General features: G+C 70.5%; 21 protein-coding genes. 4 read left to right on the top strand and 17 right to left on the bottom strand.

The window, feature by feature from the left end:
• Positions 1 to 62: 62 nt before the first annotated feature.
• From ACVW19_RS25210 to ACVW19_RS25185, 6 genes are all read right to left on the bottom strand, one after another.
• Positions 63 to 692 (bottom strand): hypothetical protein, encoded by a 630-nt coding sequence (locus ACVW19_RS25210; RefSeq protein ID WP_457461979.1) that lies wholly within the window; start codon positions 690 to 692, stop codon positions 63 to 65.
• Between the two features lie 68 nt (positions 693 to 760).
• Positions 761 to 1462 (bottom strand): ribonuclease HII, encoded by a 702-nt coding sequence (locus ACVW19_RS25205; protein WP_457461977.1) that lies wholly within the window; start codon positions 1460 to 1462, stop codon positions 761 to 763.
• Positions 1463 to 1543: 81 nt separating this feature from the next.
• Positions 1544 to 1741, bottom strand: a complete 198-nt coding sequence (locus tag ACVW19_RS25200; RefSeq protein ID WP_457461976.1) for a hypothetical protein — start codon at positions 1739 to 1741, stop codon at positions 1544 to 1546.
• A 184-nt stretch (positions 1742 to 1925) separates the two neighbouring features.
• Entirely contained in the window at positions 1926 to 2834 is a 909-nt protein-coding gene (locus ACVW19_RS25195; RefSeq protein WP_457461975.1) for an ADP-ribosylglycohydrolase family protein, read from the bottom strand.
• Positions 2835 to 2846: 12 nt separating this feature from the next.
• On the bottom strand, positions 2847 to 3506 hold the full coding sequence (locus ACVW19_RS25190; RefSeq protein WP_457461973.1) for a histidine phosphatase family protein: 660 nt from the start codon (positions 3504 to 3506) through the stop codon (positions 2847 to 2849).
• 174 nt (positions 3507 to 3680) lie between these two features.
• The gene (locus ACVW19_RS25185; RefSeq protein WP_109380122.1) at positions 3681 to 4286 is read right to left on the bottom strand and encodes a YdbC family protein; all 606 of its coding nucleotides are present in this window, start codon (positions 4284 to 4286) and stop codon (positions 3681 to 3683) included.
• A gap of 158 nt (positions 4287 to 4444) precedes the next feature.
• On the opposite strand from ACVW19_RS25185, the gene ACVW19_RS25180 reads away from it, so the two are divergent.
• A complete protein-coding gene (locus ACVW19_RS25180) occupies positions 4445 to 4978 on the top strand; it encodes a TerD family protein (RefSeq protein ID WP_457461970.1) in 534 nt (177 codons plus the stop codon).
• Between the two features lie 160 nt (positions 4979 to 5138).
• Here the strand turns inward: ACVW19_RS25180 and ACVW19_RS25175 are convergent, their stop codons facing one another.
• Both ACVW19_RS25175 and nrdR read right to left on the bottom strand, forming a co-directional pair.
• Positions 5139 to 8036: a vitamin B12-dependent ribonucleotide reductase gene (locus ACVW19_RS25175; RefSeq protein ID WP_457461968.1), complete on the bottom strand. Its 2898-nt coding sequence runs from the start codon at positions 8034 to 8036 to the stop codon at positions 5139 to 5141.
• 161 nt (positions 8037 to 8197) lie between these two features.
• Positions 8198 to 8755, bottom strand: coding sequence for a transcriptional regulator NrdR (nrdR, locus tag ACVW19_RS25170; RefSeq protein WP_457461966.1), 558 nt, complete (start codon positions 8753 to 8755; stop codon positions 8198 to 8200).
• Positions 8756 to 9437: 682 nt separating this feature from the next.
• Here nrdR and lexA point away from each other — a divergent pair.
• Entirely contained in the window at positions 9438 to 10205 is a 768-nt protein-coding gene (gene lexA, locus ACVW19_RS25165; protein WP_457461964.1) for a transcriptional repressor LexA, read from the top strand.
• A gap of 119 nt (positions 10206 to 10324) precedes the next feature.
• On the opposite strand, the gene ACVW19_RS25160 is transcribed toward lexA, so the two are convergent.
• The gene (locus ACVW19_RS25160; RefSeq protein WP_457461962.1) at positions 10325 to 12349 is read right to left on the bottom strand and encodes an ATP-dependent DNA helicase; all 2025 of its coding nucleotides are present in this window, start codon (positions 12347 to 12349) and stop codon (positions 10325 to 10327) included.
• A 365-nt stretch (positions 12350 to 12714) separates the two neighbouring features.
• On the opposite strand from ACVW19_RS25160, the gene ACVW19_RS25155 reads away from it, so the two are divergent.
• Positions 12715 to 13932: a trypsin-like serine peptidase gene (locus tag ACVW19_RS25155; protein WP_457461960.1), complete on the top strand. Its 1218-nt coding sequence runs from the start codon at positions 12715 to 12717 to the stop codon at positions 13930 to 13932.
• Between the two features lie 327 nt (positions 13933 to 14259).
• On the opposite strand, the gene hflX is transcribed toward ACVW19_RS25155, so the two are convergent.
• The 6 genes from hflX to miaA all read right to left on the bottom strand — a co-directional run bounded on the left by hflX (position 14260) and on the right by miaA (position 22678).
• Positions 14260 to 15756 (bottom strand): GTPase HflX, encoded by a 1497-nt coding sequence (hflX, locus tag ACVW19_RS25150; RefSeq protein ID WP_457461959.1) that lies wholly within the window; start codon positions 15754 to 15756, stop codon positions 14260 to 14262.
• Positions 15757 to 15895: 139 nt separating this feature from the next.
• Positions 15896 to 17545 carry a M1 family metallopeptidase gene (locus ACVW19_RS25145; protein WP_457461957.1) on the bottom strand — a complete coding sequence of 550 codons (1650 nt, stop codon included), beginning with the start codon at positions 17543 to 17545 and terminating at the stop codon, positions 15896 to 15898.
• A gap of 151 nt (positions 17546 to 17696) precedes the next feature.
• Entirely contained in the window at positions 17697 to 19859 is a 2163-nt protein-coding gene (locus tag ACVW19_RS25140; RefSeq protein WP_457461955.1) for a RelA/SpoT family protein, read from the bottom strand.
• 300 nt (positions 19860 to 20159) lie between these two features.
• Complete coding sequence (gene dapF, locus ACVW19_RS25135; protein WP_457461953.1) at positions 20160 to 21053, bottom strand: diaminopimelate epimerase; 894 nt, start codon at positions 21051 to 21053, stop codon at positions 20160 to 20162.
• 59 nt (positions 21054 to 21112) lie between these two features.
• Positions 21113 to 21631, bottom strand: a complete 519-nt coding sequence (locus ACVW19_RS25130) for a hypothetical protein (RefSeq protein WP_457464777.1) — start codon at positions 21629 to 21631, stop codon at positions 21113 to 21115.
• Positions 21632 to 21739: 108 nt separating this feature from the next.
• Positions 21740 to 22678, bottom strand: coding sequence for a tRNA (adenosine(37)-N6)-dimethylallyltransferase MiaA (gene miaA / locus ACVW19_RS25125; RefSeq protein WP_457461951.1), 939 nt, complete (start codon positions 22676 to 22678; stop codon positions 21740 to 21742).
• A 112-nt stretch (positions 22679 to 22790) separates the two neighbouring features.
• Between miaA and ACVW19_RS25120 the strand changes: the two genes are divergently transcribed.
• The gene (locus ACVW19_RS25120) at positions 22791 to 23060 is read left to right on the top strand and encodes an antitoxin (protein WP_457461949.1); all 270 of its coding nucleotides are present in this window, start codon (positions 22791 to 22793) and stop codon (positions 23058 to 23060) included.
• A gap of 137 nt (positions 23061 to 23197) precedes the next feature.
• Here ACVW19_RS25120 and ACVW19_RS25115 read toward each other — a convergent pair whose 3' ends face one another.
• Both ACVW19_RS25115 and miaB read right to left on the bottom strand, forming a co-directional pair.
• Positions 23198 to 23914: a class III extradiol dioxygenase subunit B-like domain-containing protein gene (locus ACVW19_RS25115; protein ID WP_457461948.1), complete on the bottom strand. Its 717-nt coding sequence runs from the start codon at positions 23912 to 23914 to the stop codon at positions 23198 to 23200.
• Positions 23915 to 23966: 52 nt separating this feature from the next.
• Positions 23967 to 25484, bottom strand: coding sequence for a tRNA (N6-isopentenyl adenosine(37)-C2)-methylthiotransferase MiaB (gene miaB, locus ACVW19_RS25110; protein WP_457461946.1), 1518 nt, complete (start codon positions 25482 to 25484; stop codon positions 23967 to 23969).
• Positions 25485 to 25526 lie beyond the last annotated feature (42 nt).

Below are 25526 nucleotides of genomic sequence, written 5' to 3'. Positions count from 1 at the left end.
GGCCCACGGCGCCCCTAGAACCGGGACCTGGCGCCCGTACTGACGGGCGCCAGGGAGTCGGCTCAGACGCCCGCGCTCATCACCGAGTTGATCCGCTTCGGGTCACCGCAGACGATCAGCAGAGCGGTGGCCTTGGCGTGGGCGACGGACAGGGCCGACGCGGTCACCGACTCGGGACCGCCGTTGACGGCGACCACGACGACGGGCCGCGCCCCGGCACGCTCCGCACCGGCGACGTCCGTGTGGAAGACGTCGTCACCGGCGTCGTGCAGAGCCCAGTAGGACGCTTCACCGAAGGACAGCTCGTGGGTGGCCCACGGGTGCGGCTCGCCGGTGGTGATCACCAGCACGTCGCCCGGGGCACGGCCCGAGTCCAGCAGCAGGTCCACGGCTTCCTCGGCGGCGTCGAGCGCCCCCTGGACCGGGGCCGGAACGAGCTGGATCTGGGTGCCGTCCGCGGCAGCGGCGGCCGGCTTCGGCGGGACGGGTTTGGCCGCCGCAGTGGCATCGCGCGGCGTGCGCTGCGCCGGGGGCGCCGGCCGGGCCGGGCCGGGACGACCGGGACGCGGCGGAGCCACAGGGCGGGGACCGGGTACGGGGCGGGGGGTCGGCGCGGTACGGCTGCTGGCCGGAGTGGCGCGGGGACCCTGGGCACTCTCGTGAATCTGAGGCTCCTCGGGAATGAGAGGCATGGGCTGATTTTTATCAAACATTGGTACGGCTCGCGCCGCCGGGTGGCACATGAGTGCGAACGGAACCGTCAGAAGTCGAAGCCGAGCTGGCCCTCGACCTCCGGAACGCTTCCGTCCGCCCAGTTGCGGACCTTCTTGAGATGCCGCCACTGGGGCAGCGCATCAAGATACGCCCACGACAACCGGTGGTAGGGGGTGGGTCCCCGGACCTCCAGCGCGGCCCTGTGCACGGGTGACGGATACCCGGCGTTGTCCGCAAAACCGAAGTCTGCATGGTCGGCACCCAGTTCGGCCATCACTTTGTCGCGGTGCACCTTGGCAATCACCGAGGCCGCCGCGACCGCCACGCACGACTGATCACCCTTGATCACGGTTCGGACCCGCCAGGGCGCCCCGAGATAGTCGTGCTTGCCGTCGAGTATCACCGCGTCGGGCCGGACCGGCAGCGCCTCGAGCGCGCGTACCGCCGCCAGCCGCAGCGCGGCCGTCATCCCCAGCTGATCGATCTCCTCGTGGGACGCGTGCCCCAGGGCGTACGACGTCACCCAACTCCTCAGCGTCCGGTCGAGTTCGGCGCGCCGCTTGACGGTGAGGAGCTTGGAGTCGGTGAGACCTTCAGGGGGCCGACGCAGTCCGGTGATCGCCGCGCAGACGGTGACGGGACCGGCCCAGGCGCCGCGCCCCACCTCGTCGACACCTGCGACGATCTTCGCCCCGGTCGTGGCGCGGAGAGAGCGCTCGACGGTGTGAGTTGGTGGTTCGTACGGCATGGCGCCCTTAGCGTACGCCGCCCGGAACGGCCCGCGACACCCAGGTTCCCCGAACGATGTCACGGTCCACGACGACCCGGCTCAGGAGCCGCTCGGCCGCAGCAGCAAAACCATCAGCCGGCCGGTCATTTCTTCCCCACCCATGTCCGGCCGTTCACTTCCGCACATGGTGGAGCGGCACATCGTCATCGCCGGGATGACGTCGAAGACATAGCCGTTCGCCGCGTCCGGACGCACTTCCTCGCGCTCGGTCCCGGGCTCGATCACCTCCTGGAGCATCGTGATGACCGGCTCCACACCCCTCCGGAAAACACGGCACGGAACCCCTCGGCCCGCGTGGAATCGCATTCGCGCATCACCGAGTGCAGGGCATCCGCGACGATGTCCTCCAGGGTCAGGCCGTGCCGGCCCGGACGGGCGGCTCCGGACCGCTCCGGACGGACCGGCGGCTCCGGACGGGCGGCTAGAGCGACACCGGCATCCAGCTCGGCAGCGCCTCGACCCGCTCGATCCACCCGGAAGGCGGCATCCCGGCCTCCCCCGCCGCGACCACCCCGCCCACGATGGCGCACGTCGTGTCCACGTCTCCGCCCGCCTGGGCCGTCGTCCAGAACGCCTGCTCGTAGTCGCCCAGGGACCGCGCGGCCGACCACAGCGCGAAGGGCACGGTGTCGTGGGCCGTCGTACGCCGTCCGCAGCCGAGTACGGCGGCGACGGTGGCCACATCACCGAAGTCGAGCATGTCCCGGGCCCGGCGCAGCCCCGCACCGACCGCGCTCCTCTTGGGCACCAGGGCGACGACCCCGTCGAGGAGGGCTTCCGGAGCCGGCGTCCCCCCGGGGGCGGCGGCGAGCGCGGCTGCCGCGGCGACGGCCATCGCACCGACCACGGCCTCACGATGCTGGTGGGTGGGGTAGGCCGAGATCTCGGCCTGGTGGGCGGCCTGCTCCGGATCGTCCGCGTACCAGGCACCCAGCGGTGCGATGCGCATCGCCGCCCCGTTGCCCCAGGAACCCTGACCGTTGAAGAGCCCGGCGGCGAGCTCTCGCCAGTCGCCGCCCTCACGGACCAGCCGCAGCAGCCTGCCGACCGCGGGTCCGTAGCCTCGGTCGAAGTCGTGGTGCCCGGCGAAGGACTGCGCGAGGGCCTCCTGGTCGATCCGCTGGTGAGCGGCCAGGACGGCGACGACCGAGCAGGCCATCTCCGTGTCGTCCGTCCACTGCCAGCGGTCTGGGGGCAGTTCACGGCGCATGAGCAGCGGGTAGTTCCCCGGAACGAAGAACTGCGAGCCCAGCGCGTCCCCCACCGACAGTCCGCGCAGGCTGGCCAGGGCGCGGTCCAGGCGCCCGGCAAAGGAGAAGTCAGCGGTCATCGCCCTGCCACTCTATCCGGTGATCCCATACGGCTCCGGCTCTCGCCAGCGTTCGAAAGGCCGGTCGAGCGTGTACTTGCCGTCCTCGCCCAGAACGAGCATCCGCGTCTCGGCGTTCCCCGGATTCGACAGGGACTCGAACTCCGCCACGGTCCAGTGGAACCACCGCATGCAGAACAGCCGCATGGCCAGACCGTGCGTCACGATGAGGACGTTCGGCGGATGGTCGGGGGCGTCGAAACTGCGGAAGAGGCTCTCCAGGAAGCCGTCGACCCGGTCGTAGACGTCGGCGCCGGACTCTCCCTGGGCGAAGCGGTAGAAGAAGTGGCCGTAAGCGTCCCGGCGTTCCTTCTGGAGGCACACGTCCTTCTGGTCCTGCCAGTTTCCCCAGTCCTGCTCGCGCAGTCTCGGCTCCTCACGCACACGTATGAGCCCCGGGTCGAGACCGAAGGCGCTCAGCGTCTGGTGCGTACGGCGGTAGGGGGACACGTACACGCTGACGCGCTCGTGGCCGAACAGGTCGCGCAACCGCTTACCCGTCTCCTCCGCCTGCCGCCGGCCCCGCTCGGTCAGGGCCAGCGCGTGATCGGGTTCGCGTTCATAAACGGAGTCGTCAACATTGCCCGTTGATTCACCGTGCCGGACAAGGACGATGCGCCGTGGTCGTGCCATGCCGAAACCCTAGAACGGGTGGCGACCGGCCGAGCACCCGTACGCACCCCGTACGGCACAGGTCACACATTTCCTGCACCACGGACAGCGCCACGATCCGCACCCCACGGGGCACACAAGCCACATGACTCACACACGTCACATACAGGGCGACGCTCTCGGTGCGCGTGGTCGTCAGACCGTCCAGACCGGCTCCATGTCGACGACGTCCCCCGTCAGGGCCGCTATGTCGGCCTCCGTCTGAGCCCTCAGGGCGAGACGTTCCACGCGCTCGGTGCGGTACTTGCCGTGCTCGGCCGCAGACCACCACATCGACAGCACCAGGAACTCGTTGCCGGGTGCCTCACCGAACAGACCTCGCACCATGCCGGGCGAGCCCGCCATCGCCGGGTTCCAGACCTTCTCGTGCATCAGCACGAAGTGCTCCGCCCGCTCCTCGTGGACCCGGCACAGCGCCACTCGCAGCAGGTCCACGTCCGTGAAACGCGGTTCGAAGCCCGTCTTCACGTCGAAGCGGTGGTCGAAGAGCCGGACCTGGGCGTCCTTGAAGGTGCCCGCCTGGGCCGAGGCGAGCCGATCATGGGAACGCGCCATGAACGAGTCGTAGAAGGCGCGGCTCTCCCAGAAGGAGAAGATGTGCGCCACATCCTGTCGTGCCCGGCTCCATCCTCCGCCCTGTCCACGAAATCCCGGCTCCCCCAGAAGCCCCGCCCACTTCCGCTGTCCCCGTTCGAACCCCCGGCGGTCCACCACGGTGCAGCGAATCCACTTGACCAGCACCGCGCCATCGTAAGGCCGCGGAGCGTGGCGTCGGTCACCCTCGTCCGGACTGCTTCACCGCACTTACCCGGCCGAACATGACAGGATGGACAACCTGCCGGAGTTGCCCGGCAGTTGGGCTGAAAGGGCAGGATGGTCGCGCAGGGAAGGGGAAATGGGTGAACGGTGTCAACAAGGGCATCGGCAAGGTCGAGATCGCGCTGAGGTGGGACCCGAGTCCCGCGGGACAACCGTCCACCGATCTCGATCTCGTCGCCGCGCCCTACCCGGCAAGCGATCCACACGGCGATCCCTCCTATGTGGTGCACTTCGACAGCCGCTCCCCCGACGGCACCATCACGCTGAACCGGGACAGCAGGGACGGCTTGGGCTTCGGCTTCGACGAGGTCATGACGCTGGAGCTGAACCGGCTCGACGCGCGGTACGCGCGCGTGGTGGTCGGCGTCGTCATTCAGCAGCATCAGACGCGGCGGACCTTCTCCGGCGTGGCTCACCCCGGTCTGCGCGTCCGTCAGGGGTACACCGTCCTGGCCGAGGACGACTTCGGCGGTGTCCCGGGAGCCACGGCGGCCATCGTCGCCGAGTTCACCCGGGACGACACCGGCGCATGGGACTTCCACCCCGGCGTCGAGGGCTTCCTGGACGACCCGGTGACGTTCACCCGTGCGATGGGAGCGGCCCGCAGGGCATGACCCGAACCCTCAGCGGCTCGGCCGCCCAGCGGCTCGGGAAGCATCGGGAGAAGAGACAGAGGAGTGGGGCACCAGCCCATGGGCTGGTGCCCCACTCCCGCACTCTCCACCACTCGGTCACCGGACGGACGCACCGGTGCCGGCGGTGTCAGACCCTGTCTCAGCTGCACCCGCTGGTCGAGCCGCAGCCCTCGCAGATGTAGCAGGAGCCGGCCCGCTGCATCTTCGTGCCGCAGGAGAAGCAGAGCGGAGCGTCGGCCTGGATGCCCAGCTGCATCTCGACCAGCTCGGCGCTGGTGTGCGCCTGCTGCGGGGCGGGCTTGACCGCCTCGGCCTCGGCCTTCGGCGCGGCGACCGCCTTCAGCTCCTGGGTCCGCGGCGCGGACTGGGCCAGGCCCTCGACGTCGAGCTCGGCCTCGTCGAGGGACTGCTCGTAGGAGCCGGTCTCGAGGTGGCGCTGACGCTCCTCGGCGGAGTGGATGCCGAGCGCGGAGCGCGTCTCGAAGGGCAGGAAGTCCAGCGCCAGTCGGCGGAAGATGTAGTCGACGATGGACTGCGCCATCCGCACGTCCGGATCGTCCGTCATACCGGCCGGCTCGAAGCGCATGTTGGTGAACTTCGAGACGTACGTCTCCAGCGGGACGCCGTACTGGAGGCCGACGGAGACCGCGATGGAGAAGGCGTCCATCATGCCCGCGAGGGTCGAGCCCTGCTTGGACATCTTCAGGAACACCTCGCCGAGTCCGTCGTCCGGGTAGGAATTGGCCGTCATGTAGCCCTCGGCGCCACCGACGGTGAAGGAGGTGGTGATGCCGGGACGCCCCTTCGGGAGACGCTTGCGGACCGGGCGGTACTCGACCACCTTCTCGACCGCGGCACGGATCGTCTCCTCGGCCTTCTCGGTGACCTCCGCCTTCTCGTCCTTCTTCTTGGCGGAGAGCGGCTGACCCACCTTGCAGTTGTCGCGGTAGATGGCGAGCGCCTTGACGCCCAGCTTCCAGGCCTCGAAGTAGATCTCCTCGACCTCTTCGACGGTCGCCGTCTCCGGCATGTTGACCGTCTTGGAGATCGCACCGGAGATCCAGGGCTGGATCGCGGCCATCATCCGGACGTGGCCCATGGGGGAGATGGCCCGCTCGCCCATGGCGCAGTCGAACACCTCGTAGTGCTCGTGCTTGAGACCCGGGGCGTCGATCACATTGCCGTGGTCGGCGATGTGGGCGACGATCGCCTCGATCTGCTCCTCCTGGTAGCCCAGGCGGCGCAGGGCCTGCGGGACGGTGCCGTTGACGATCTGCATCGAACCGCCGCCGACGAGCTTCTTGAACTTGACCAGGGCGAGGTCGGGTTCGACACCGGTGGTGTCGCAGGACATCGCCAGACCGATGGTGCCGGTCGGGGCGAGCACGGACGCCTGGGAGTTGCGGAAGCCGTTCTTGTCACCGAGGCGCACCACGTCCTGCCATGCCTCGGTGGCGGCGGCCCACACCGGGCTGTCCAGGTCGTCCATGCGCACGGCCGTGCCGTTGGCGTCGAAGTGCTGCTTCATGACGCGCTTGTGGGCGTCGGCGTTACGGGCGTAGCCATCGTACGGGCCGACCACCGCGGCCAGTTCCGCGGAACGCCGGTAGGCCGTGCCGGTCATCAGCGAGGTGATCGCACCCGCGAGGGCACGGCCGCCGTCCGAGTCGTAGGCGTGACCGGTGGCCATCAGCAGGGCGCCGAGGTTGGCGTAGCCGATGCCGAGCTGGCGGAACGCGCGCGTGTTCTCGCCGATCTTCTGGGTCGGGAAGTCCGCGAAGCAGATCGAGATGTCCATCGCGGTGATGACCAGCTCGACGACCTTCTGGAAGCGCTCGGTCTCGAAGGACTGGGTGCCCTTGCCGTCGTCCTTGAGGAACTTCATCAGGTTCAGCGAGGCCAGGTTGCAGGACGTGTTGTCCAGGTGCATGTACTCGCTGCACGGGTTCGACGCGGTGATCCGGCCGGACTCGGGGCAGGTGTGCCAGTTGTTGATCGTGTCGTCGTACTGGATGCCCGGGTCGGCGCAGGCCCAGGCAGCCTCGGCGATCTTGCGGAAGAGCGCCTTGGCGTCGACCTCCTCGATGACCTCACCGGTCATCCTGGCCCGGAGACCGAACTGGCCGCCCTGCTGGACCGCGTTCATGAACTCGTCGTTCACGCGGACCGAGTTGTTGGCGTTCTGGTACTGGACGGAGGCGATGTCGTCGCCGCCCAGGTCCATGTCGAAACCCGCGTCGCGCAGGACGCGGATCTTCTCCTCTTCCTTGACCTTCGTCTCGATGAACCCCTCGATGTCGGGGTGGTCCACGTCGAGAACGACCATCTTGGCGGCCCGGCGGGTGGCACCGCCGGACTTGATGGTGCCGGCGGACGCGTCGGCGCCGCGCATGAAGGAGACCGGACCCGAGGCGTTGCCGCCGGAGGACAGCAACTCCTTGGAGGAGCGGATGCGGGAGAGGTTCAGGCCGGCGCCGGAACCGCCCTTGAAGATCATGCCCTCTTCCTTGTACCAGTCGAGGATCGACTCCATGGAGTCGTCGACGGACAGGATGAAGCAGGCGGAGACCTGCTGGGGCTGCTTGGTGCCGACGTTGAACCAGACAGGGCTGTTGAAGCTGAAGATCTGGTGCAGAAGGGCGTAGGCCAGCTCGTGCTCGAAGATCTCGGCGTCGGCGGGCGACGCGAAGTACTTGTGGTCCTCGCCCGCCTTCCGGTACGTCTTCACGATGCGGTCGATCAGCTGCTTGAGGCTGGTCTCGCGCTGCGGGGTGCCCACGGCACCGCGGAAGTACTTGCTGGTGACGATGTTGACCGCGTTCACCGACCAGAATTCGGGGAACTCGACGCCGCGCTGCTCGAAGTTGACCGAGCCGTCGCGCCAGTTGGTCATGACGACGTCACGGCGCTCCCAGACCACCTCGTCGTAAGGGTGGACCCCGGGGGTGGTGTGGATGCGCTCGATACGCAGTCCCTTGCCGGCCTTGGTGTTCTTGGCCCGGGAACTCCGTGTCGGACCGCTCGCCGTCTCTGTCATGCCGCCTCCCTGTACGGGCAAAAACGCCCTGAAGTGCCCCGATGTTCCCGTGGCACGGTGTTTGTCCAATGCTGCGGGCGCCCCACTGGCATCACCCGCAACAGATCTTCTCGTCGCCGCCGTCCGGCCGCACCCGGCCGTCGGCCGGGCGGGACCGCCGGTCAGTCGGCGGCCTGAGCGGGTTCCGGGACCTGGGCGGTCCCTCCGGGCCCGCCGCCGTCCTCCTGGCTCCCCACGACAGCCCCTTCGCGGTCTCCGTCGTCCGCGCCGGAGCGCTCCACCTGCCTGAGTTCCGCGATCGCGGCCTCGAAGTCCTCCAGCGACTCGAACGCCCGGTAGACGGACGCGAACCGCAGATAGGCGACGAGGTCGAGTTCCTGCAGCGGACCGAGTATGGCCAGCCCCACGTCATGGGTGGTCAGCTCGGCGCTCCCGGTGGCCCGCACCGCCTCTTCGACCCGCTGGCCGAGCTGCGCGAGCGCGTCCTCGGTGACGGGACGCCCCTGGCATGCCTTGCGCACACCGTTGATGACCTTGGTGCGGCTGAACGGCTCGGTGACCCCGGACCGCTTGACCACCATGAGCGAGCACGTCTCCACGGTCGTGAAACGACGGGAGCAGTCAGGGCACTGGCGGCGCCTGCGGATCGACGTGCCGTCGTCGGTCGTGCGACTGTCGACGACCCGGCTGTCGGAGTGCCTGCAGAAGGGGCAGTGCATGAAATCCCAACCCTCCCTCACAGCAGACTCCATGGCCCCACGAGGCCTGTTCGGCCCCACGAAGCTGCTCCAGCATAAGCGATCTCCGAGGGCCTCAAGACCCGGGGACCACAACTTCTGGGTAGCGAGTGCAATCCAACCACTAGATGTGGGGATTGACTCATACATGCACTCCAGTACGCGTGTCACTCGAATCCGGGCAGTCGACGCCCGACCGGAACCCTCTCGCAGGCGCCCGCACGGCCTCCGCGCGGCCTCATGACGGCCCCGTACGGACACCTCACAGCGTCCCGCACGGGACCTTCGGCGGGCCCCCGCGCGGGACGCCTTCCCCATCGCTGAGGCCGGCAGTCATGTGCCGCCGCGGCACACGGGGAGATGTCGTGCACCCAGAAAGGAGAGCGCGTGCGGCTCCCGATGAGAGCCGGGGCCACGCCCGTGCCGCGAGACACCCGGTGGCAGACTGGCCCGACGCCCGGGAGACCCTCACCTCGGCGGCGAGAAGCGCAACCGGGAAGCACAACACATGGGCGCGCCTGCCCGACGAAAGCGCCGCCGCCAATACACCTCAGCACGCGATCGCATAACGTAATTCGCGATTTTTCACTCGAACGTGTGTTTGGCGCAACCTTTCGAAAGCTACTACCGTTGTCCTGCAGGGAGACCATCGAGAGGGGCCGACGTGACCACCACCGCCGACAGCGCCAGCATCGCTGCCCAGGGCCGGCTCGAGCCGGTGCATGCGATGAGCGAAGCCACGCATCCTGAAGGGCCCAAGCGCTCCTTGCCGGGCCGACCTCCTGGCATCCGGGCGGACAGCTCCGGACTCACCGACCGCCAGCGCCGGGTGATCGAAGTCATCAGGGACTCGGTGCAGCGCCGCGGCTACCCGCCGTCGATGCGCGAGATCGGCCAGGCGGTCGGTCTCTCCAGCACGTCATCCGTGGCGCACCAGCTGATGGCTCTGGAGCGCAAGGGATTCCTGCGACGCGACCCGCACCGCCCCCGCGCCTACGAGGTGCGCGGCTCCGACCAGGCCGCCTCCGTGCAGCCCACGGACACCGCGGGCAAGCCGGCCGCGTCGTACGTACCCCTGGTGGGCCGTATCGCCGCCGGTGGCCCCATCCTCGCCGAGGAGTCGGTCGAGGATGTCTTCCCCCTCCCCCGGCAACTCGTCGGTGACGGCGAGCTGTTCGTCCTGAAGGTGATCGGCGACTCCATGGTCGAGGCCGCGATCTGTGACGGCGACTGGGTCACGGTCCGACGCCAGCCCGTCGCCGAGAACGGTGACATCGTGGCGGCGATGCTCGACGGCGAGGCCACCGTCAAGCGCTTCAAGCGCGAGGACGGCCACGTCTGGCTCCTCCCGCACAACGCGGCCTACGAGCCGATCCCGGGCGACGACGCGACCATCCTGGGCAAGGTGGTGGCCGTTCTGCGCCGCGTCTGAGTTCGGTGCGGGGCCGGTCCGGCCCCGCCCTCCGACCGGGCCCCGGGACCCCTGCGCCGGTTCCGGGGCCCTGTGCTGTCCGGCCGTGTGGCCGTGATCCGTGACAGGCCGCCCCGCTGTCACTCCGTCTCCACCGGCGCTTCCGTCTCGGTCTCGGCCCGCTTCGCCGCCGCGTCGATCGCGGCCAGGGACTTCCTGACCTGATTCCGGTCCGTGGTGAACCAGAAGTCGGGCAGCGAGGCCTTCAGATAACTTCCGTAGCGGGCCGTCGCCAGCCGCTGATCCAGTACGGCGACCACACCGCGGTCGCCCGTGGCCCGAACGAGACGGCCGGCACCCTGCGCCATGAGCAGCGCCGCGTGGGTGGCGGCGACCGCCATGAAGCCATTGCCGCCCGCCTCCTCCACGGCCTTCTGGCGGGCGCTCATCAACGGGTCGTCCGGGCGCGGGAACGGGATCTTGTCCATGACGACCAGTTGGCAACTGGGGCCGGGGACGTCGACGCCCTGCCAGAGCGACAACGTGCCGAACAGGCAGGTCTTCGGGCCGGCCGCGAAGTTCTTGATCAGTTCGCCGAGCGTCTCCTCGCCCTGAAGGAGAATCGGGAACTCCGGGATCCGGGAGCGCAGTTCCTCCGCGGCGAGCTGGGCCGCCCGCATCGAGGAGAACAGGCCCAGCGTGCGGCCGCCCGCCGCCTGGATCAGCTCGGTGAGTTCGTCGAGCATGTCCGCGCGGTCACCGTCACGGGCCGGGCGCGCCAGGTGCTTCGCGACGTAGAGGATGCCCTGCCTGGGGTAGTCGAACGGAGAGCCGACGTCGACGCCCTTCCACCGCGGCAGGTCGTCTCCTTCGGCGCCCTCGGGGCCGAGTCCCAGGGAGGCTCCCACGCCGTTGAAGTCGCCGCCCAGTTTCAGGGTCGCGGACGTCAGGACGACGGAGCGGTCGGTGAAGAGCTTTTCACGCAGCAGACCGGAGACGGACATGGGGGCGACGCGCAAAGAGGCGCCGCTGTGTCGATATGCGGCTCCGCCACGGGGCTCATGGCGCTCGTACCAGACGACGTCCCATTCGGAGCCGTTGCTGATCCTCTCCGCCACGTCGTGCACGCTCTCCACCGAGGCCAGTGCCTGTTTGCGGACCGCGTCCTCGTCCTGGACGGACTTGTCGCGGGTGTTCCCGATGGCGGAGATGACGGTCCGGCACGCGTCGCGCAGCGCCATGAGCGCGTATCCGAGGTCCTCCGGGATCTCCTCCAGGCGACCCGGGAGAGCCAGTTCCATCACTCGTTCAAAGCCTTCGGCCGCGGTCTGCAGCTGGTCGGCGGCCTTCTCATCGGCGAGTTTCGCGGCACGGCGCACCGCCCGGTTGACCTGGCCGGGGGTGAGTTCTCCCGTGGCGACCCCGGTGACCCGGGAGACCAGCTCATGGGCCTCGTCGACGATCAGCACCTCGTGCTGCGGAAGCACCGGAGCGCCCTCGATCGCGTCGATCGCGAGGAGCGCGTGGTTGGTGACGACGACCTCGGCCAGTTTGGCCCGCTCACGAGCCATCTCCGCGAAGCACTCCGCGCCGTAGGCGCACTTCGTGGCGCCCAGGCACTCCCGGGACGACACCGACACCTGGGACCAGGCCCGGTCGGAGACGCCCGGCGTGAGGTTGTCCCGGTCGCCGGTCTCCGTCTCGTCCGCCCAGTCACGCAGGCGCAGCAGGTCCTGGCCCAGCTTGCTGGTGGGGGCGGCCGCCTCGAACTGGTCGAAGAGGCCCTCCTCCTCGTCCTGCGGTACGCCTTCGTGCAGACGGTGCAGACACAGGTAGTTGGACCGGCCCTTGAGCATCGCGAACTCCGGGCGGCGGCGCAGCAGCGGATGCAACGCCTCCACCGCGCGCGGAAGGTCGCGCTCCACGAGCTGGCGCTGCAGGGCCAGCGTCGCCGTCGCCACGACGACTCTCTCCCCCTGGGCGAGCGCGGGCACCAGATAGCCGAGCGACTTTCCGGTGCCGGTGCCGGCCTGGACCAGCAGATGAGAGGCGTCGTCGATCGCTTCGGCGACGGCTTCGGCCATGGTCACCTGGCCGGGGCGCTCCGTGCCGCCGACGGCGGTGACGGCGGCGTGCAGGAGTTCAGGGAGTGAGGGCTTCGTCATAGCGCGACCACCCTACGGCCCGGCACCGACAATCATGCCCTCCGTGACCGCCCGGGGAGGTGCCGGCGCCGGGCCGGGCGGAGTCGTCCCACCGCGAACTCCGGTGAATCCGGCGGCCGTTGCTCATAGCACGAGGGGTCGACAGGCCGTGTCCGGTAAGGCGTCACCGTGGTGGGTCCCGGAGACCGACCAGGTCGGAACGCTCGTAGCGAAACCGTTGCCGTTCCGTCGGTCGTCCCCCACGGCGAGCGCATAGTGTGTGGTGCCGTTCCCGGTGATCGTGCGTTCGCTCCGGACTCCGCTCGAGTTCAGGACGCGAGCACGGCCGAAGCACCACGTTCGTCCACAGCAGGGGGAGTCAGATCATGCGATCCATACCGTCGTCCACCACTCGCCGAAGCGGGAGGGCGCGCCGCGGAACCTCCCCCGTGCTGACCGCCGTCGCGCTCGCCTCGGTGCTCGCGCTCACGGCGACCGCCTGCGGTTCGAGCGAGGACACCGCGGGCGGCGACGCCTCCGCGACCGCCGCGGCCGGAGACGGCAAGATCACGATCCCGGACGACATCAAGGACCGGCTCAAGGAGCACGGGATCGATGTCGACAAGTGGCGGAACGGCGAGTGGAAGAACTGGGACAGGGACGACTGGCTGCGTGAGGCCAACGACTACATCAACCCGATCATCGAGGACCTGTGGGACCCGGACCGCATGCGGGACGCGGAGGAGCTGGAGCAGGAAGTCGACGAGAGCGACATCTCCGGTGACCAGGGGGTGACCGACCCGAAGCCGGAGCCGGTGCAGGCGCAGGCCGTGCCGCCTTCCTACCACGCCAACGCCCCCACGGCCGGCAAGGTGTTCTTCGACTCACCGGAGGGCACCATGGTGTGCTCCGCCACCGTGGTGCAGGACCCCGCCAACCCGGGCAAGTCCAACATGGTGTGGACGGCCGGCCACTGTGTGCACGCCGGCAAGAAGGGCGGCTGGTACCGCAACATCGCCTTCGTGCCGTCGTACAACGACGCGGGCAAGCCGACGGCGGAACTCGAGGGCGCCGCAAAGGAGGAGGTCGCTCCGTACGGCGTCTGGTGGGGTGACTGGGCGCAGACCTCCGACCAGTGGATCGAGCAGGGCGGTTCGACCGGTGGCGACGGCGCCTCGTACGACTTCGCGGTCATCCATGTGACGCCGGAGAAGGGCGGTGACGGCAAGTCGCTGGAGGAGACGGTCGGTTCGGCTCTGCCGGTGGACTTCAACGCCTCGGCGGTGCCCGACATGGAGAGCGTGACCGCGACCGGTTACCCGGCCGGAACTCCGTACGACGGCCAGAAGCTGTTCAGTTGCGAGGACCGGCCGGGCCGGCTCTCGCTCGACACGTCCGAGCCGACGATGTACCGGATCGGGTGCAGCATGACGGCCGGTTCGTCCGGTGGCGGCTGGGTCGCGGCGGGCTCGGACGGCAAGCCCGCTCTGGTGTCCAACACCTCCATCGGCCCGGTGACCTCGGGCTGGCTGGCCGGTCCCCGGCTGGGCGACGAGGCCAAGGGCGTCTACGACGCGGTCAGCGACAAGTTCGCCGGACAGTGACCGATGTGCCCGTTCCCGCGTGCTCCGCGCACCCGGGGACGGGCACATGTCCGGCAGGGCGTTCACGGGATTCAACGGGGGGGCTCGCGTCATGCGTTCCACCGGTACGTCCGCGCCATGCCGGCTTCGGCATCGGCCCCGGCATCGCGGAGTTCTCGCCGCCACCGGGCTCGTCGTCGCCCTGACGCTCACCTCGACCGCGTGCGGCGGTTCCGCGGACGACAAGGCGAAGGCCGAGCAGCCCGGGGCCGGTGCCTCGCGTGCCGCCGACGGCCCGCCCCCTGCCGGAGCAGTGGGCGGGCCGTTGCGTTCCTGCGGGCCGCCGGCTCAGCGGGCGGCCGACGTGAGCAGGTACGGCGTGAGTTCCGCCGCCAGTTCCTCATGCACCCGCACCTTGAGCAGGGTGCCCTCCGGGGTGTGTTCCTCGGAGATCACCTCGCCCTCGTCATGGGCGCGGGCGACCAGCTTGCCGTGCGTGTACGGCACGAGCGCCTCGACCTCCACCGCCGGACGGGGCAGCTCGTTGTCGATGAAGGCGAGCAGTTCCTCGATGCCCTGACCGGTGCGGGCCGAGACCGCGATGGAGCGCCTCTCCGTCCGCAGCAGCCGCTGGAGCGTCAGCGGGTCGGCCGCGTCGGCCTTGTTGATCACGACGATCTCGGGTACGTCGGTGGCGCCGACGTCCCTGATCACCTCGCGCACGGCAGCCAGCTGCTCCTCCGGGGCGGGGTGCGCACCGTCCACCACGTGCAGGATCAGATCGGCGTCGCCGACCTCCTCCATGGTGGAGCGGAACGCCTCGACCAGGTGGTGCGGCAGGTGCCGGACGAAACCGACGGTGTCGGCCAGCGTGTACAGCCGTCCGCTCGGCGTCTCGGCCCGGCGCACGGTCGGGTCGAGGGTCGCGAACAGGGCGTTCTCGACCAGTACGCCCGCGCCCGTGAGGCGGTTGAGCAGTGAGGACTTGCCCGCGTTGGTGTAGCCCGCGATGGCGACGGACGGCACCTTGTTGCGCCGGCGTTCCTGGCGCTTGATGTCGCGGCCGGTCTTCATCTCCGCGATCTCCCGGCGCATCTTCGCCATCTTCTCGCGGATCCGGCGCCGGTCGGTCTCGATCTTGGTCTCACCGGGGCCACGGGTGGCGAGCCCGCCGGCCTTGCCGCCGCCCATCTGCCGGGACAGCGACTGACCCCAGCCGCGCAGCCTCGGCAGCATGTACTGCATCTGCGCGAGCGCGACCTGCGCCTTGCCCTCGCGGGACTTGGCGTGCTGGGCGAAGATGTCCAGAATCAGGGCCGTACGGTCGACGACCTTGACCTTGACGACGTCCTCGAGGTGGATCAGCTGGCCGGGGCTCAGCTCACCGTCGCAGACGACCGTGTCAGCGCCCGTCTCGAGGACGATGTCCCGCAGCTCCTCGGCCTTGCCGGAGCCGATGTAGGTAGCCGCGTCGGGTTTGTCCCGGCGCTGGATCATTCCGTCGAGCACGAGGGCGCCCGCCGTCTCCGCCAGGGCCGCGAGCTCCGCGAGGGAGTTCTCGGCGTCCTGTGCGGTTCCCGATGTCCACACGCCGACGAGCACGACCCGCTCCAGCCGGAGCTCTCGGTACTCGACCTCGGTGACGTCCTCGAGCTCGGTGGAGAGGCCTGCGACGCGGCGCAGGGCCGCGCGCTCGGAGCGGTCGAACTGGTCGCCGTCCCGCTCTCCGTCGATCTCGAGGCTCCAGGCGACGTCCGCTTCCATCAGGGCATCGGCCCGGAGGCCCTCGGGGTAGGTCTGCGCGAGGCGCTTGGTGTCCTGGGAAGGGGAAGAAGAGGAGGTCATTGGGTCCTTACGTCGATGGGATGTCGCAGGTGGCGACGGAATGCGGCCGTCACTGTTCACAACGCACGAGCCTTCCGGGAGATTCCCGTCGCCCGTGCCGCGGCGACCTGACGATGGTGACACGGCACGGGGCGTCTCGTCATCGTGTTTGTTCCCGGTTCCCACCCGGTCGATGCCCGACCGGCGCGAGCAGTCTCGTGGACTGGGCTCCGGGCTCGGTCGTGGACTTCCAGTCCGGATGGCCTGGCATGGGCGGGGTCCTGGAGTCGTAGAGCCAGGACTCCAGGAATTCCGTCAGGTCCCGTCCCGCGACGTCGGAGGCGAGCCGGACGAAGTCGGCGGTGGTGGCCGTGCCGTTTTGGTGGTGGGTCACCCAGAGACGTTCCAGGCGTTCGAAGGCGGTGCGGCCGATCTCCTCGCGCAGGGCGTACAACACGAGCGCGGCTCCGGCGTAGACGCTCGGTCTGAAGATGCTGATCTTCTGACCGGGTTCCGGGGCCTTGGGGGCGGCGGGGGGTCCGCCCGCCGCGCGCCAGCGGTCGGAGGCCTCGTAGGCGGCCTTCATCCGGGCGTCGAGGGACGGGCCGGACTTCTCCTGCGCGTACAACGCCTCGTACCAGGTGGCGTGGCCCTCGCCGAGCCACAGATCGGACCAGGTGCGAGGACTGACGCTGTTGCCGAACCACTGGTGGGCGAGCTCGTGCATCATGATCGACTCGATGTACCACGTGGGGGAGCCGGGCTCGGTGAAGAAATCCCTCTCGAAGAGGGACAGCGTCTGGGTCTCGAGTGCGAAGCCGGTGGAGGCGTCGGCCATGAGCAGGCCGTACATCTCGAAGGGGTAGCGGCCGAGCCTGGCCTCCATCCAGGCGATCTGGTCGGGGGTCTTCGCCAGCCACGGTTCGAGCTTCTCGCGGTGCTTCGTGGGGACGACGTCGCGCAGCGGCAGCCCCTGCGGACCGGTGCGGTGCAGGACCGTGGAGCGGCCGATGGACACCTGGGCGAGTTCGGTGGCCATGGGGTGCCGGGTGCGGTACGTCCAGGTGGTCGCTCCGCGTGTGCGGTCGACACCGGCCGGCAGGCCGTTGGCGACCGCCGTGTGCCCCTCGGGGGCGGTGATGCGGAAGGTGAACATCGCCTTGTCGGACGGGTGGTCGTTGCACGGGAACACCAGGTGCGCGGCGTCGGCCTGGTTGGCCATGGCGAGACCGTCCGCGGTGCGCACCCAGCCGCCGTCGCGGCCCTCGGCCGGCACCGGATCGCTGGTGTGCCGCACGGTGATGCGGGTCCGTTCACCCGCGTCCAGATCGCCCTCGGGCGTGATCACGAGGTCCTCCCCGGCAGTGGTGAAGGCGGCCGGGGCCCCGTCGACCTCGACCGACTGGACCGTGCCGTGGGCGAAGTCGAGGTTGATCCGGTCCAGGTCCGCGGTCAGCCGGGCGACGATCGTCGTGGTGGCCCGGAGCGCCTTGTCGTTGGTGCCGGGGTAGCTGAGGGCGAGGTCGTACGACGCCACGTCGTATCCGGGGTTGCCCAGGTGCGGGAAGAGGCGGTCGCCGATGCCCAGCGGCGTGGCCGGGGCACTCGCGGCGAGGAGGCAGACGGAGACGGCCGACGCGAGCAGCGCGGCGGACGTCCGCCGTCGACGGCCACGAGGCACCGCCGCGCGAGCGGTCGCGCCATGGGCGGACGGTCCGGGGGCGGCCGGGCGGTCGGAGGTCGGATGGTCGGATGCCGGACGGTCGGATGCCGGACCGGGAGCGGTCGGGCCGTGGGGAGTGAGCAGCATGGCCCACGGCTACCAGCGCGCGCGGGCGCCTCGGCGACGGCGCGCTCCCGGCCCACCCGATCGGGTAGGCCGACGGAGGGGCATTCGGACGGTGGGGCCGCGGCGCGGCGGGCGCTCACGGCCGGGCGGTGCTCCGCACGCGCGTGTGCCGTCAGACGCCCTGGGTCTGCGGCTTGGCCCGGCTCACGTCGTACACACCGGCCACGTTGCGCATCGCGCGCATGAGGGCGGGCAGGTGCGCGGCGTCGGGCAGCTGCACGGTGTACGTGTGCCGCACCTGCTGATGGGTCGGGGGCTCGACGGTCGCGGAGACGATCTCGGCGCCTTCGAGGGCCATGGCCTCGGTGAGGTCCGCGAGCAGGTGAGGCCGGACGAACGATTCGGCGACGAGCGTGACCCGGCATTCGGCTCCCTCCCCCCAGTGCACGCCGACCTCCGCGCGCCCCGCGTTCTTCATCCGCGCCACGGCGGCGCACTCGACCCGGTGCACGGTGACCGCTCCCCCGCGCACGGCGAAGCCGGTCACCTCGTCGGGCGGTACGGGCGTACAGCAGCCGGCCAGCCGTACGGCCGCGCCGGGCCGGTCGGCCAGGACCTGGGCTCCGGTGGAGGGGCCGGGCACCGCCCCGGGCGCCTGGGCGGCGGGCTCGTCGACGGGGCGGGGAGCCCGCCGGGCTTCCTCGGGCCGGGCGGCCGACGGGTCGCTCCGCTCGGGGTGGGCGGTCAGCCAGCGCTGAATGGCGATCCGCGCGGCGGGCGTGTGGGCGTGCTCCAGCCACTGTCTGGAGGGCTCGGAGGCGGGGTCCTGCCCCATCAGGAGCTGGACGGTGTCCCCGTCCTTCAGGGTGGTGCTCAGCGTCGCCAGACGGCCGTTGACGCGGGCGCCGATGCACGCGTGCGCGTCCTCCCCGTACTGCGCGTACGCGGCGTCCACGCAGGTCGCCCCGTCGGGCAGACCGATCGTGCCGCCGTCGGGGCGGAACACGGTGATCTCGCGGTCCTGGGCGAGGTCCTCGCGCAGGGTCGACCAGAAGGTGTCGGGGTCGGGTGCGCCGCGCTGCCACTCCAGGAGCCGGGAGAGCCAGCCGGGCCGGGTCGGGTCTACGCGCTCGCCGTCACTCGTGGACTGCTCCTCGGCCGGGGCGGCGTACGGGTTGCCCAGAGCGACGACACCGGCCTCGGCGACCTTGTGCATCTGGTGGGTCCGGATGAGGACTTCGACGACCTGGCCGTCGTCCCGGGCGACCGCGGTGTGCAGCGACTGGTACAGGTTGAACTTGGGTACGGCGATGAAGTCCTTGAACTCCGAGACGACCGGCGTCAGGCAGGTGTGCAGCTCGCCCAGGACCCCGTAGCAGTCGGCGTCCTCGTTCACCAGCACCAGCAGACGGCCGAAGTCGGCGCCGCGCAGCCGGCCGCGTTTGCGGGACACCCGGTGCACGGAGACGAAGTGGCGGGGGCGGATGCGGACCTCGGCGGGGATGTCCGCCTCGCGCAGCACCTTGCGCACCTCGTCGGCGACCTCGGCGAGCGGGTCGTCCGTGCGGGAGGCGTTGCGGAGGATCAACTCGCGCGTGTGCTCGTTCTCCTCGGGGTGCAGGATCGCGAAGACCAGGTCCTCGAGTTCCGTCTTGAGCGCCTGGACCCCGAGCCGCTCGGCGAGGGGGATGAGCACGTCCCGGGTCACCTTGGCGATGCGCTCCTGTTTCGCGGGACGCATGACGCCGAGGGTGCGCATGTTGTGCAGCCGGTCGGCGAGTTTGATCGACATCACGCGGACGTCGTTGCCGGTGGCGACGAGCATCTTGCGGAAGGTCTCGGGTTCGGCCGCGGCGCCGTAGTCGACCTTCTCGAGCTTGGTCACGCCGTCGACGATGTAGCTCACTTCCTCACCGAACTGCTCACGGACCTGATCGAGTGTCACCTCCGTGTCCTCGACGGTGTCGTGGAGCAGGGATGCCGTCAAGGTCGTGGTCTCGGCGCCGAGTTCGGCGAGGATCAGGGTCACGGCGAGCGGGTGAGTGATGTACGGCTCGCCGCTCTTGCGCATCTGGCCGCGGTGCGAGGACTCGGCCAGGAGATAGGCCCGGCGCAGGGGTTCGAGAGCGGCGTCGGGGTGGTGGGCGCGATGGGCGTCGACCACATGGCCGATGGCGTCGGGGAGCCGGTCGCGGGAGGCGGGGCCGAGCAGCGCGGCACGGCCCAGTCGGCGCAGGTCGAGCCGGGGGCGGGCCTTCCTGCGGGCCCCTGTGGGCGCGACATGACCCGATGTCGCAGGACCTGGGGTCGCAGGATTCACGGCCTCCGCGTTCATGGGCACCTCCGGCTGCGTTGACCGGCGGACGGGCGCGCCCCAGGGCGGACTCGGGCTCGGGGGACGGCGTTCGTCCCCCGTCCGGGCCGGTGCTTGATGCTACCGACCTCAACACGTGCGACCGACCGCCTCCCGTCGAGCGTGAAACGGATCACCCCATCGAGCGAAGCCCGGCACTGCGGCGGTTTCACGCCACGGGACCGGGGGCGCGTCATGCTCTCGAAGCCGAAATCCGCCCCACACCCCGCGGATGTCGGCCTCCTGCCCCCGCGCATCTGGGATACCGAGCCGGCCCGGACTTCAGCGGGGCAGGTTCTCCAGCCACTCCTTCTCGATCACTCCCTCGGCGACGATCACCGCCGGTCCGGTCATCTCGATCTCGCCGTCGGGCCGTTCGGTGATCACCAGGGTGCCGCCGGGCACATCCACGGTGTACGTCACCGGAGTTCCGGTGACGCTCGGGTCCACGCCGTCCCGGCGGGCGGTGGCCACCGCGACCGCGCAGGCACCCGTGCCGCACGAGCGGGTCTCACCGGCCCCGCGCTCATGGACGCGCAGCGCCACGTGCCGCGGACCCCGGTCGGCCACGAACTCGACGTTGACGCCGTCCGGATAGGCCGAGACGGGGCTGAAGGAGGGCGCGGTGAACAGATCACCGGCGTGCGCGAGGTCGTCCACGAAAACCACGGCGTGCGGGTTGCCCATGTTCACGTTCCGCGCCGGCCGGCTGCGCCCGTCGACGCTCACGGTGACGTCGCCGTCGGGGAGCAGTGCCCGGCCCATGCCGACGGTGATGTCACCCGCGGCGGAGCCGCCGTCGGACACGGTCTTGGCGATGTGCACCGTCTTCACGCCCCCGCGCGTGGCGACCGCGACATCCCCTTCGGCCACATGCCCTGCCCGCTGAAGGTAGCGCGCGAACACCCGCACTCCGTTGCCGCACATCTCGGCGATCGAGCCGTCGCCGTTGCGGTAGTCCATGAACCACTCGGCCTCGGCGGCCAGGTGCCGTGCCTCGGGATGCGCCGCGGACCGCACCACGTGCAGCAGTCCGTCACCGCCGATGCCCGCGCGGCGGTCGCACAGGGCCGCGACGACGGCGGGGGGCAGGTCGATGGCGTTCTCGGGGTCCGGGACGATCACGAAATCGTTCTCGGTGCCGTGCCCCTTGAGGAAGGCGATCCGCGTGCTCATCCCTCGATCGTACGGGGTGGCCATGACAGCGCGCCCCCGCCGCGACCCCGCGCGGGGCGTCAGCGGAGGCGGGCCACCCGCCAGACGGCCAGCGCCACCACCGCGGCGACCAGCACGGCGTAGGCGGTCACGACCCGCCAGTCGGGTCTGCGTCCGGTGCTCCGGGCCGGCAGCCCCGGCCAGGTGTGACCCACTCTGCGGGCGGCCATCATGCCCCAGCCGGCCGCGCAGGAGCAGATCAGCAGGCCCAGCATGGCGATCACGGCACCGCTGTCGCCGAAGTCGAAGGCGAGCGGGAACGCGAACATCAGCGAGCCGACCGCGGCCAGGCCGACGATGGGCGCGAGCTGCCACAGGCGCAGCCGGCGCTGCGGGCGCAGTTCGACCTCGACCTCGTCGCCGCCCGCGAACATCTCGTCCGGCTCGGGGCCGTCGTCGGTCACTCCACCCTGTGTCTCGTCCGGCCCGTCGGGGCTGAGACGGTCGGGGTCGAGACGGTCGGGGTCCTGCTCCGGTGCACCCCGCTCGGTGGTGAGGTGTTCGGTGCCGTGTGCGGTGTCGCGAGGGCCGGCCTCCATCGCCACGCGCCCTCCCAACTTGGACTCCACTTGGTCGATCGAAGCTCGATGATGGCACGGCGCCAGAGGCCCGGATGACGGCCTGGGCGACCCGATGCCATGACGTGATCAGGCTGTAACCGGTCGTTCGACCAACGACATCGCGAGCTGCGGAAGTTCCCTGAGGTCCGCCGCGGCCCCACTCAACCAGTGCACCCGCGGATCGCGCCTGAACCATGAATCCTGACGGCGCGCGAAGCGCTTCGTGGCACGCACGGTCTCCGACCGCGCCTCCTCCAGGGTGCACCCTCCGGCGAGCGCCGCGAGGACCTGCTGGTAGCCGAGCGCACGAGAGGCCGTACGCCCCTCGCGCAACCCCTGCGCCTCCAGTGCGCGCACCTCGTCCACGAGACCCGCCTCCCACATCCGGTCGACCCGGTCGGCGATGCGCTCGTCGAGTTCGGGGCGGGCCACGTCGACGCCGATCTGCAGGGTGTCGTAGACCGAGTCGTGGCCGGGAAGGTTGGCGGTGAAGGGCAGACCGGTGATCTCGATCACTTCGAGCGCCCGGACGATACGGCGGCCGTTGCTCGGCAGGATGGCCCGCGCGGCCTCGGGGTCCGCGGCGGCGAGACGGGCGTGCAGCGCGCCGGAGCCACGCAGGGTGAGCTCCTCCTCCAGGCGCGATCTGATGCCGGGGTCGGTGCCCGGGAACTCGAGGTTGTCGACGGCCCCGCGGACGTAGAGGCCGGACCCCCCGACCAGGACGGGCCAGCGCCCGTCGGCGAGCAGGGCGTCGATCCGCTCCCGGGCCAGACGCTGGTACTCGGCGACGGACGCGGTGACGGTCACGTCCCAGATGTCCAGGAGGTGGTGCGCGACTCCCCCGCGCTCCTCGGGCGTCAGCTTGGCGGTGCCGATGTCCATCCCCCGGTAGAGCTGCATGGAGTCGGCGTTGACCACCTCACCGCCGAGCTGCTGGGCCAGGAACACGCCCAGATCGGACTTTCCGGCTGCGGTGGGGCCGACGACGGCGATGACCCGGGGGGCGGAGGATGCGCTGCTCACCGGTCCAGTCTCGCAAACGCCGCAGCCGGGCGGGACAGCCTCCATCCGAGTACCGTATGGAGTGGATATGGGCGTTTTCGCACATGAACCGCACCGCGAGGGAAGGTGGACCATGGGTCTCCTGGACAACATGAAGGCCAAGCTGGGGCCTGCCAAGGACAAGGTCTCACACCTCGCGCAGCAGCACGAGGGCAAGATCCAGCACGGGCTGGACAAGGCCGCGAAGACCGTCGACGAGCGGACCAAGGGCAAGTACAGCGACAGGATTCAGACGGGCACGGGCAAGGCCAAGCACGCCATGGACCGGCTCGCTCACAAGAACGACCCCGGTTCGGACACGGGCGGCACCACGCCGCAGGCGGGGCCGCCGCCCACTTCCTGAGCGCGGTACGGCGAGGGACGGCCGGGGGCGTGAGGCGCACGAGATGCGCCTCACGCCCCCGGCCGTCCCTCGTCTCGGACCGTCCGTAGTCTCGGACCGTCCGTAGTCTCAAGGCCGGCGTCGCACCCGGTCGGTGGCTACGACCAGGTGGCCACGGTGTAGCCCACCCCGTACGGAGCGTCCTCGTACAGCAGGCTGCCCTCCAGGGCGGTGCCCTCGGCCGCGCCCGCGAGGACCTGCCAGGGTGCCCGGCCGGACACCATGAGTTCGCGCGCCAGGCCGCTGTCCAGTGCCCGCAGGGCCGCCGTGTCGACCGCTCCCAGTGCCCGTGCGGCCTCCGCGTCGAAGGGCGCCGCCCGCTCGTCGAGGTAGCCGGGGGCCTTGAGTGTGCGGCAGGCGCTGGCGTCGCCCATCACCAGCAGCGCCACCCGCTCCGCACCGGCGGCGATGTCTCTTCCCTCCTGGACGCACCGCTCGGCCGCGAGAGGTTCCCCCACGCCGAGTCCCTCGACCGGGACGTCCGCCCAGCCGGTCCGCTCCAGCAGCCAGGCGCCCACCGCCAACCCGGGGGGAAGTTCCCGTCCGGTCGCCGTGCCCTGGTCCGCGCCGAGCCGTACCCCGAGATCGACCCCGAAGCCGCGGAAGGACCCCGTGCTGCCCTCCGGGTAGCGCTCGGGCCCCGCGTCGCCCTGCAACGGGCCGACGACCACGAGCCGGTCGGGACGGGCGTCGGCGAGCACACCGACCGCGTCCCTGCACGCGGCCCGCGCGGCGTCCAGCTCGTGGGCGGCGCCCACGGCGACCTCGGACACGAGGAGCGGCGGGCAGGGGCAGACTGCGGCGGCGACCATCATGATCGGCAGCGTAGCCCGCGCGGGCCGCCCGCGAGCCCCCGGCCGGTCGCCGTCAGTCGCGGCCGCAGCCGCTCGCCGCGACCGGCAGGGGTTCGGGCGCGCCGACCTTCGGCAGGCCCAGCATCACGCCCGCCGGCCGCGCCGCCTTCTCGGCGTTCCGCTTCTCCCAGGCGTCACCCGCGCGCGTGCGGCGCACGTTCAGGGTGGGGCCCTCGGCGAGAAGGTGGTGGGGGGCCGCGTACGTGATCTCGACGGTCACGACGTCGCCGGGGCGGACCTCCTGCTCCGGCTTGGTGAAGTGCACCAGGCGGCTGTCCCGGGCACGGCCGGAGAGGCGGCGGGTGGTGTCGTCCTTGCGGCCCTCCCCTTCGGCCACCATCAGTTCCAGGGTCCGGCCGACCTGCTTCTTGTTCTCCTCCCAGGAGATCTCCTCCTGGAGGGCGACAAGCCGCTCGTAGCGCTCCTGGACGACCTTCTTGGGAATCTGGCCGTCCATCTCGGCGGCCGGGGTGCCCGGCCGCTTGGAGTACTGGAAGGTGAATGCCTGCGCGAAGCGGGCCTCGCGCACCACCTGCAGGGTCTGCTCGAAGTCCTCCTCGGTCTCCCCCGGGAAGCCCACGATGATGTCGGTGCTGATCGCCGCGTGCGGGATGGCGGCGCGGACCTTCTCGATGATGCCGAGGTAGCGCTCCTGCCGGTACGAACGGCGCATCGCCTTCAGCACCGCGTCCGAGCCGGACTGGAGCGGCATGTGGAGCTGCGGCATCACATTGGGCGTCTCGGCCATGGCGGCGATGACGTCGTCGGTGAAGTCGCGCGGGTGCGGAGAGGTGAAGCGGACGCGCTCCAGGCCGTCGATGCTCCCGCAGGCCCGCAGCAGCTTGCTGAACGCCTCCCGGTCGCCGATGTCGGAGCCGTACGCGTTGACGTTCTGGCCGAGCAGGGTGATCTCCGAGACGCCCTCGGCGACCAGGGCCTCGACCTCGGCGAGGATGTCACCGGGGCGCCGGTCCTTCTCCTTGCCGCGCAGCGCCGGGACGATGCAGAAGGTGCAGGTGTTGTTGCAGCCGACGGAGATGGACACCCAGGCCGCGTAGGCGCTCTCGCGGCGGGTCGGCAGCGTGGACGGGAAGGCCTCCAGCGACTCGGCGATCTCGACCTGCGCCTCCTCCTGGACGCGGGCGCGCTCCAGGAGGACCGGCAGCTTGCCGATGTTGTGCGTGCCGAAGACGACGTCCACCCAGGGGGCCCGCTTCACGATGGTGTCGCGGTCCTTCTGCGCGAGGCAGCCGCCGACCGCGATCTGCATGCCGGGGCGCTGCGCCTTCTTCGGGGCGAGGTGGCCGAGGTTGCCGTAGAGCTTGTTGTCGGCGTTCTCCCGCACGGCGCAGGTGTTGAAGACGACGACGTCGGCGTCGCCGTCGGCGCCCTCGGGGGCGCGGACGTAGCCCGCGTCCTCCAGCAGCCCGGACAATCGCTCGGAGTCGTGGACGTTCATCTGGCACCCGTAGGTGCGGACTTCGTAGGTGCGCGTGCCGCCCACTGACTGGCTCCGGTCGATGCTGCTCATGCCCTACAGGGTATGCGCTCGCCGTGACACGCCGGGACGGCG

This window comes from Streptomyces sp. TE5632 (genome assembly GCF_054061295.1).
This window is presented reverse-complemented; position numbering and strand designations above follow the sequence as displayed.

Coding starts and splice junctions, on each gene's coding strand:
- ACVW19_RS25205 (WP_457461977.1), bottom strand. CDS start 1,462: ATGCCGTACGAACCACCAACTCACACCGTCGAGCGCTCTCTCCGCGCC.
- ACVW19_RS25120 (WP_457461949.1), top strand. CDS start 22,791: ATGGGTCTCCTGGACAACATGAAGGCCAAGCTGGGGCCTGCCAAGGAC.
- ACVW19_RS25190 (WP_457461973.1), bottom strand. CDS start 3,506: ATGGCACGACCACGGCGCATCGTCCTTGTCCGGCACGGTGAATCAACG.
- ACVW19_RS25130 (WP_457464777.1), bottom strand. CDS start 21,631: ATGGAGGCCGGCCCTCGCGACACCGCACACGGCACCGAACACCTCACC.
- ACVW19_RS25200 (WP_457461976.1), bottom strand. CDS start 1,741: ATGCTCCAGGAGGTGATCGAGCCCGGGACCGAGCGCGAGGAAGTGCGT.
- ACVW19_RS25175 (WP_457461968.1), bottom strand. CDS start 8,036: ATGACAGAGACGGCGAGCGGTCCGACACGGAGTTCCCGGGCCAAGAAC.
- ACVW19_RS25145 (WP_457461957.1), bottom strand. CDS start 17,545: ATGCTGCTCACTCCCCACGGCCCGACCGCTCCCGGTCCGGCATCCGAC.
- ACVW19_RS25115 (WP_457461948.1), bottom strand. CDS start 23,914: ATGATGGTCGCCGCCGCAGTCTGCCCCTGCCCGCCGCTCCTCGTGTCC.
- ACVW19_RS25140 (WP_457461955.1), bottom strand. CDS start 19,859: ATGAACGCGGAGGCCGTGAATCCTGCGACCCCAGGTCCTGCGACATCG.
- hflX (WP_457461959.1), bottom strand. CDS start 15,756: ATGACCTCCTCTTCTTCCCCTTCCCAGGACACCAAGCGCCTCGCGCAG.
- ACVW19_RS25210 (WP_457461979.1), bottom strand. CDS start 692: ATGCCTCTCATTCCCGAGGAGCCTCAGATTCACGAGAGTGCCCAGGGT.
- ACVW19_RS25160 (WP_457461962.1), bottom strand. CDS start 12,349: ATGACGAAGCCCTCACTCCCTGAACTCCTGCACGCCGCCGTCACCGCC.
- ACVW19_RS25195 (WP_457461975.1), bottom strand. CDS start 2,834: ATGACCGCTGACTTCTCCTTTGCCGGGCGCCTGGACCGCGCCCTGGCC.
- ACVW19_RS25155 (WP_457461960.1), top strand. CDS start 12,715: ATGCGATCCATACCGTCGTCCACCACTCGCCGAAGCGGGAGGGCGCGC.
- miaB (WP_457461946.1), bottom strand. CDS start 25,484: ATGAGCAGCATCGACCGGAGCCAGTCAGTGGGCGGCACGCGCACCTAC.
- nrdR (WP_457461966.1), bottom strand. CDS start 8,755: ATGCACTGCCCCTTCTGCAGGCACTCCGACAGCCGGGTCGTCGACAGT.
- dapF (WP_457461953.1), bottom strand. CDS start 21,053: ATGAGCACGCGGATCGCCTTCCTCAAGGGGCACGGCACCGAGAACGAT.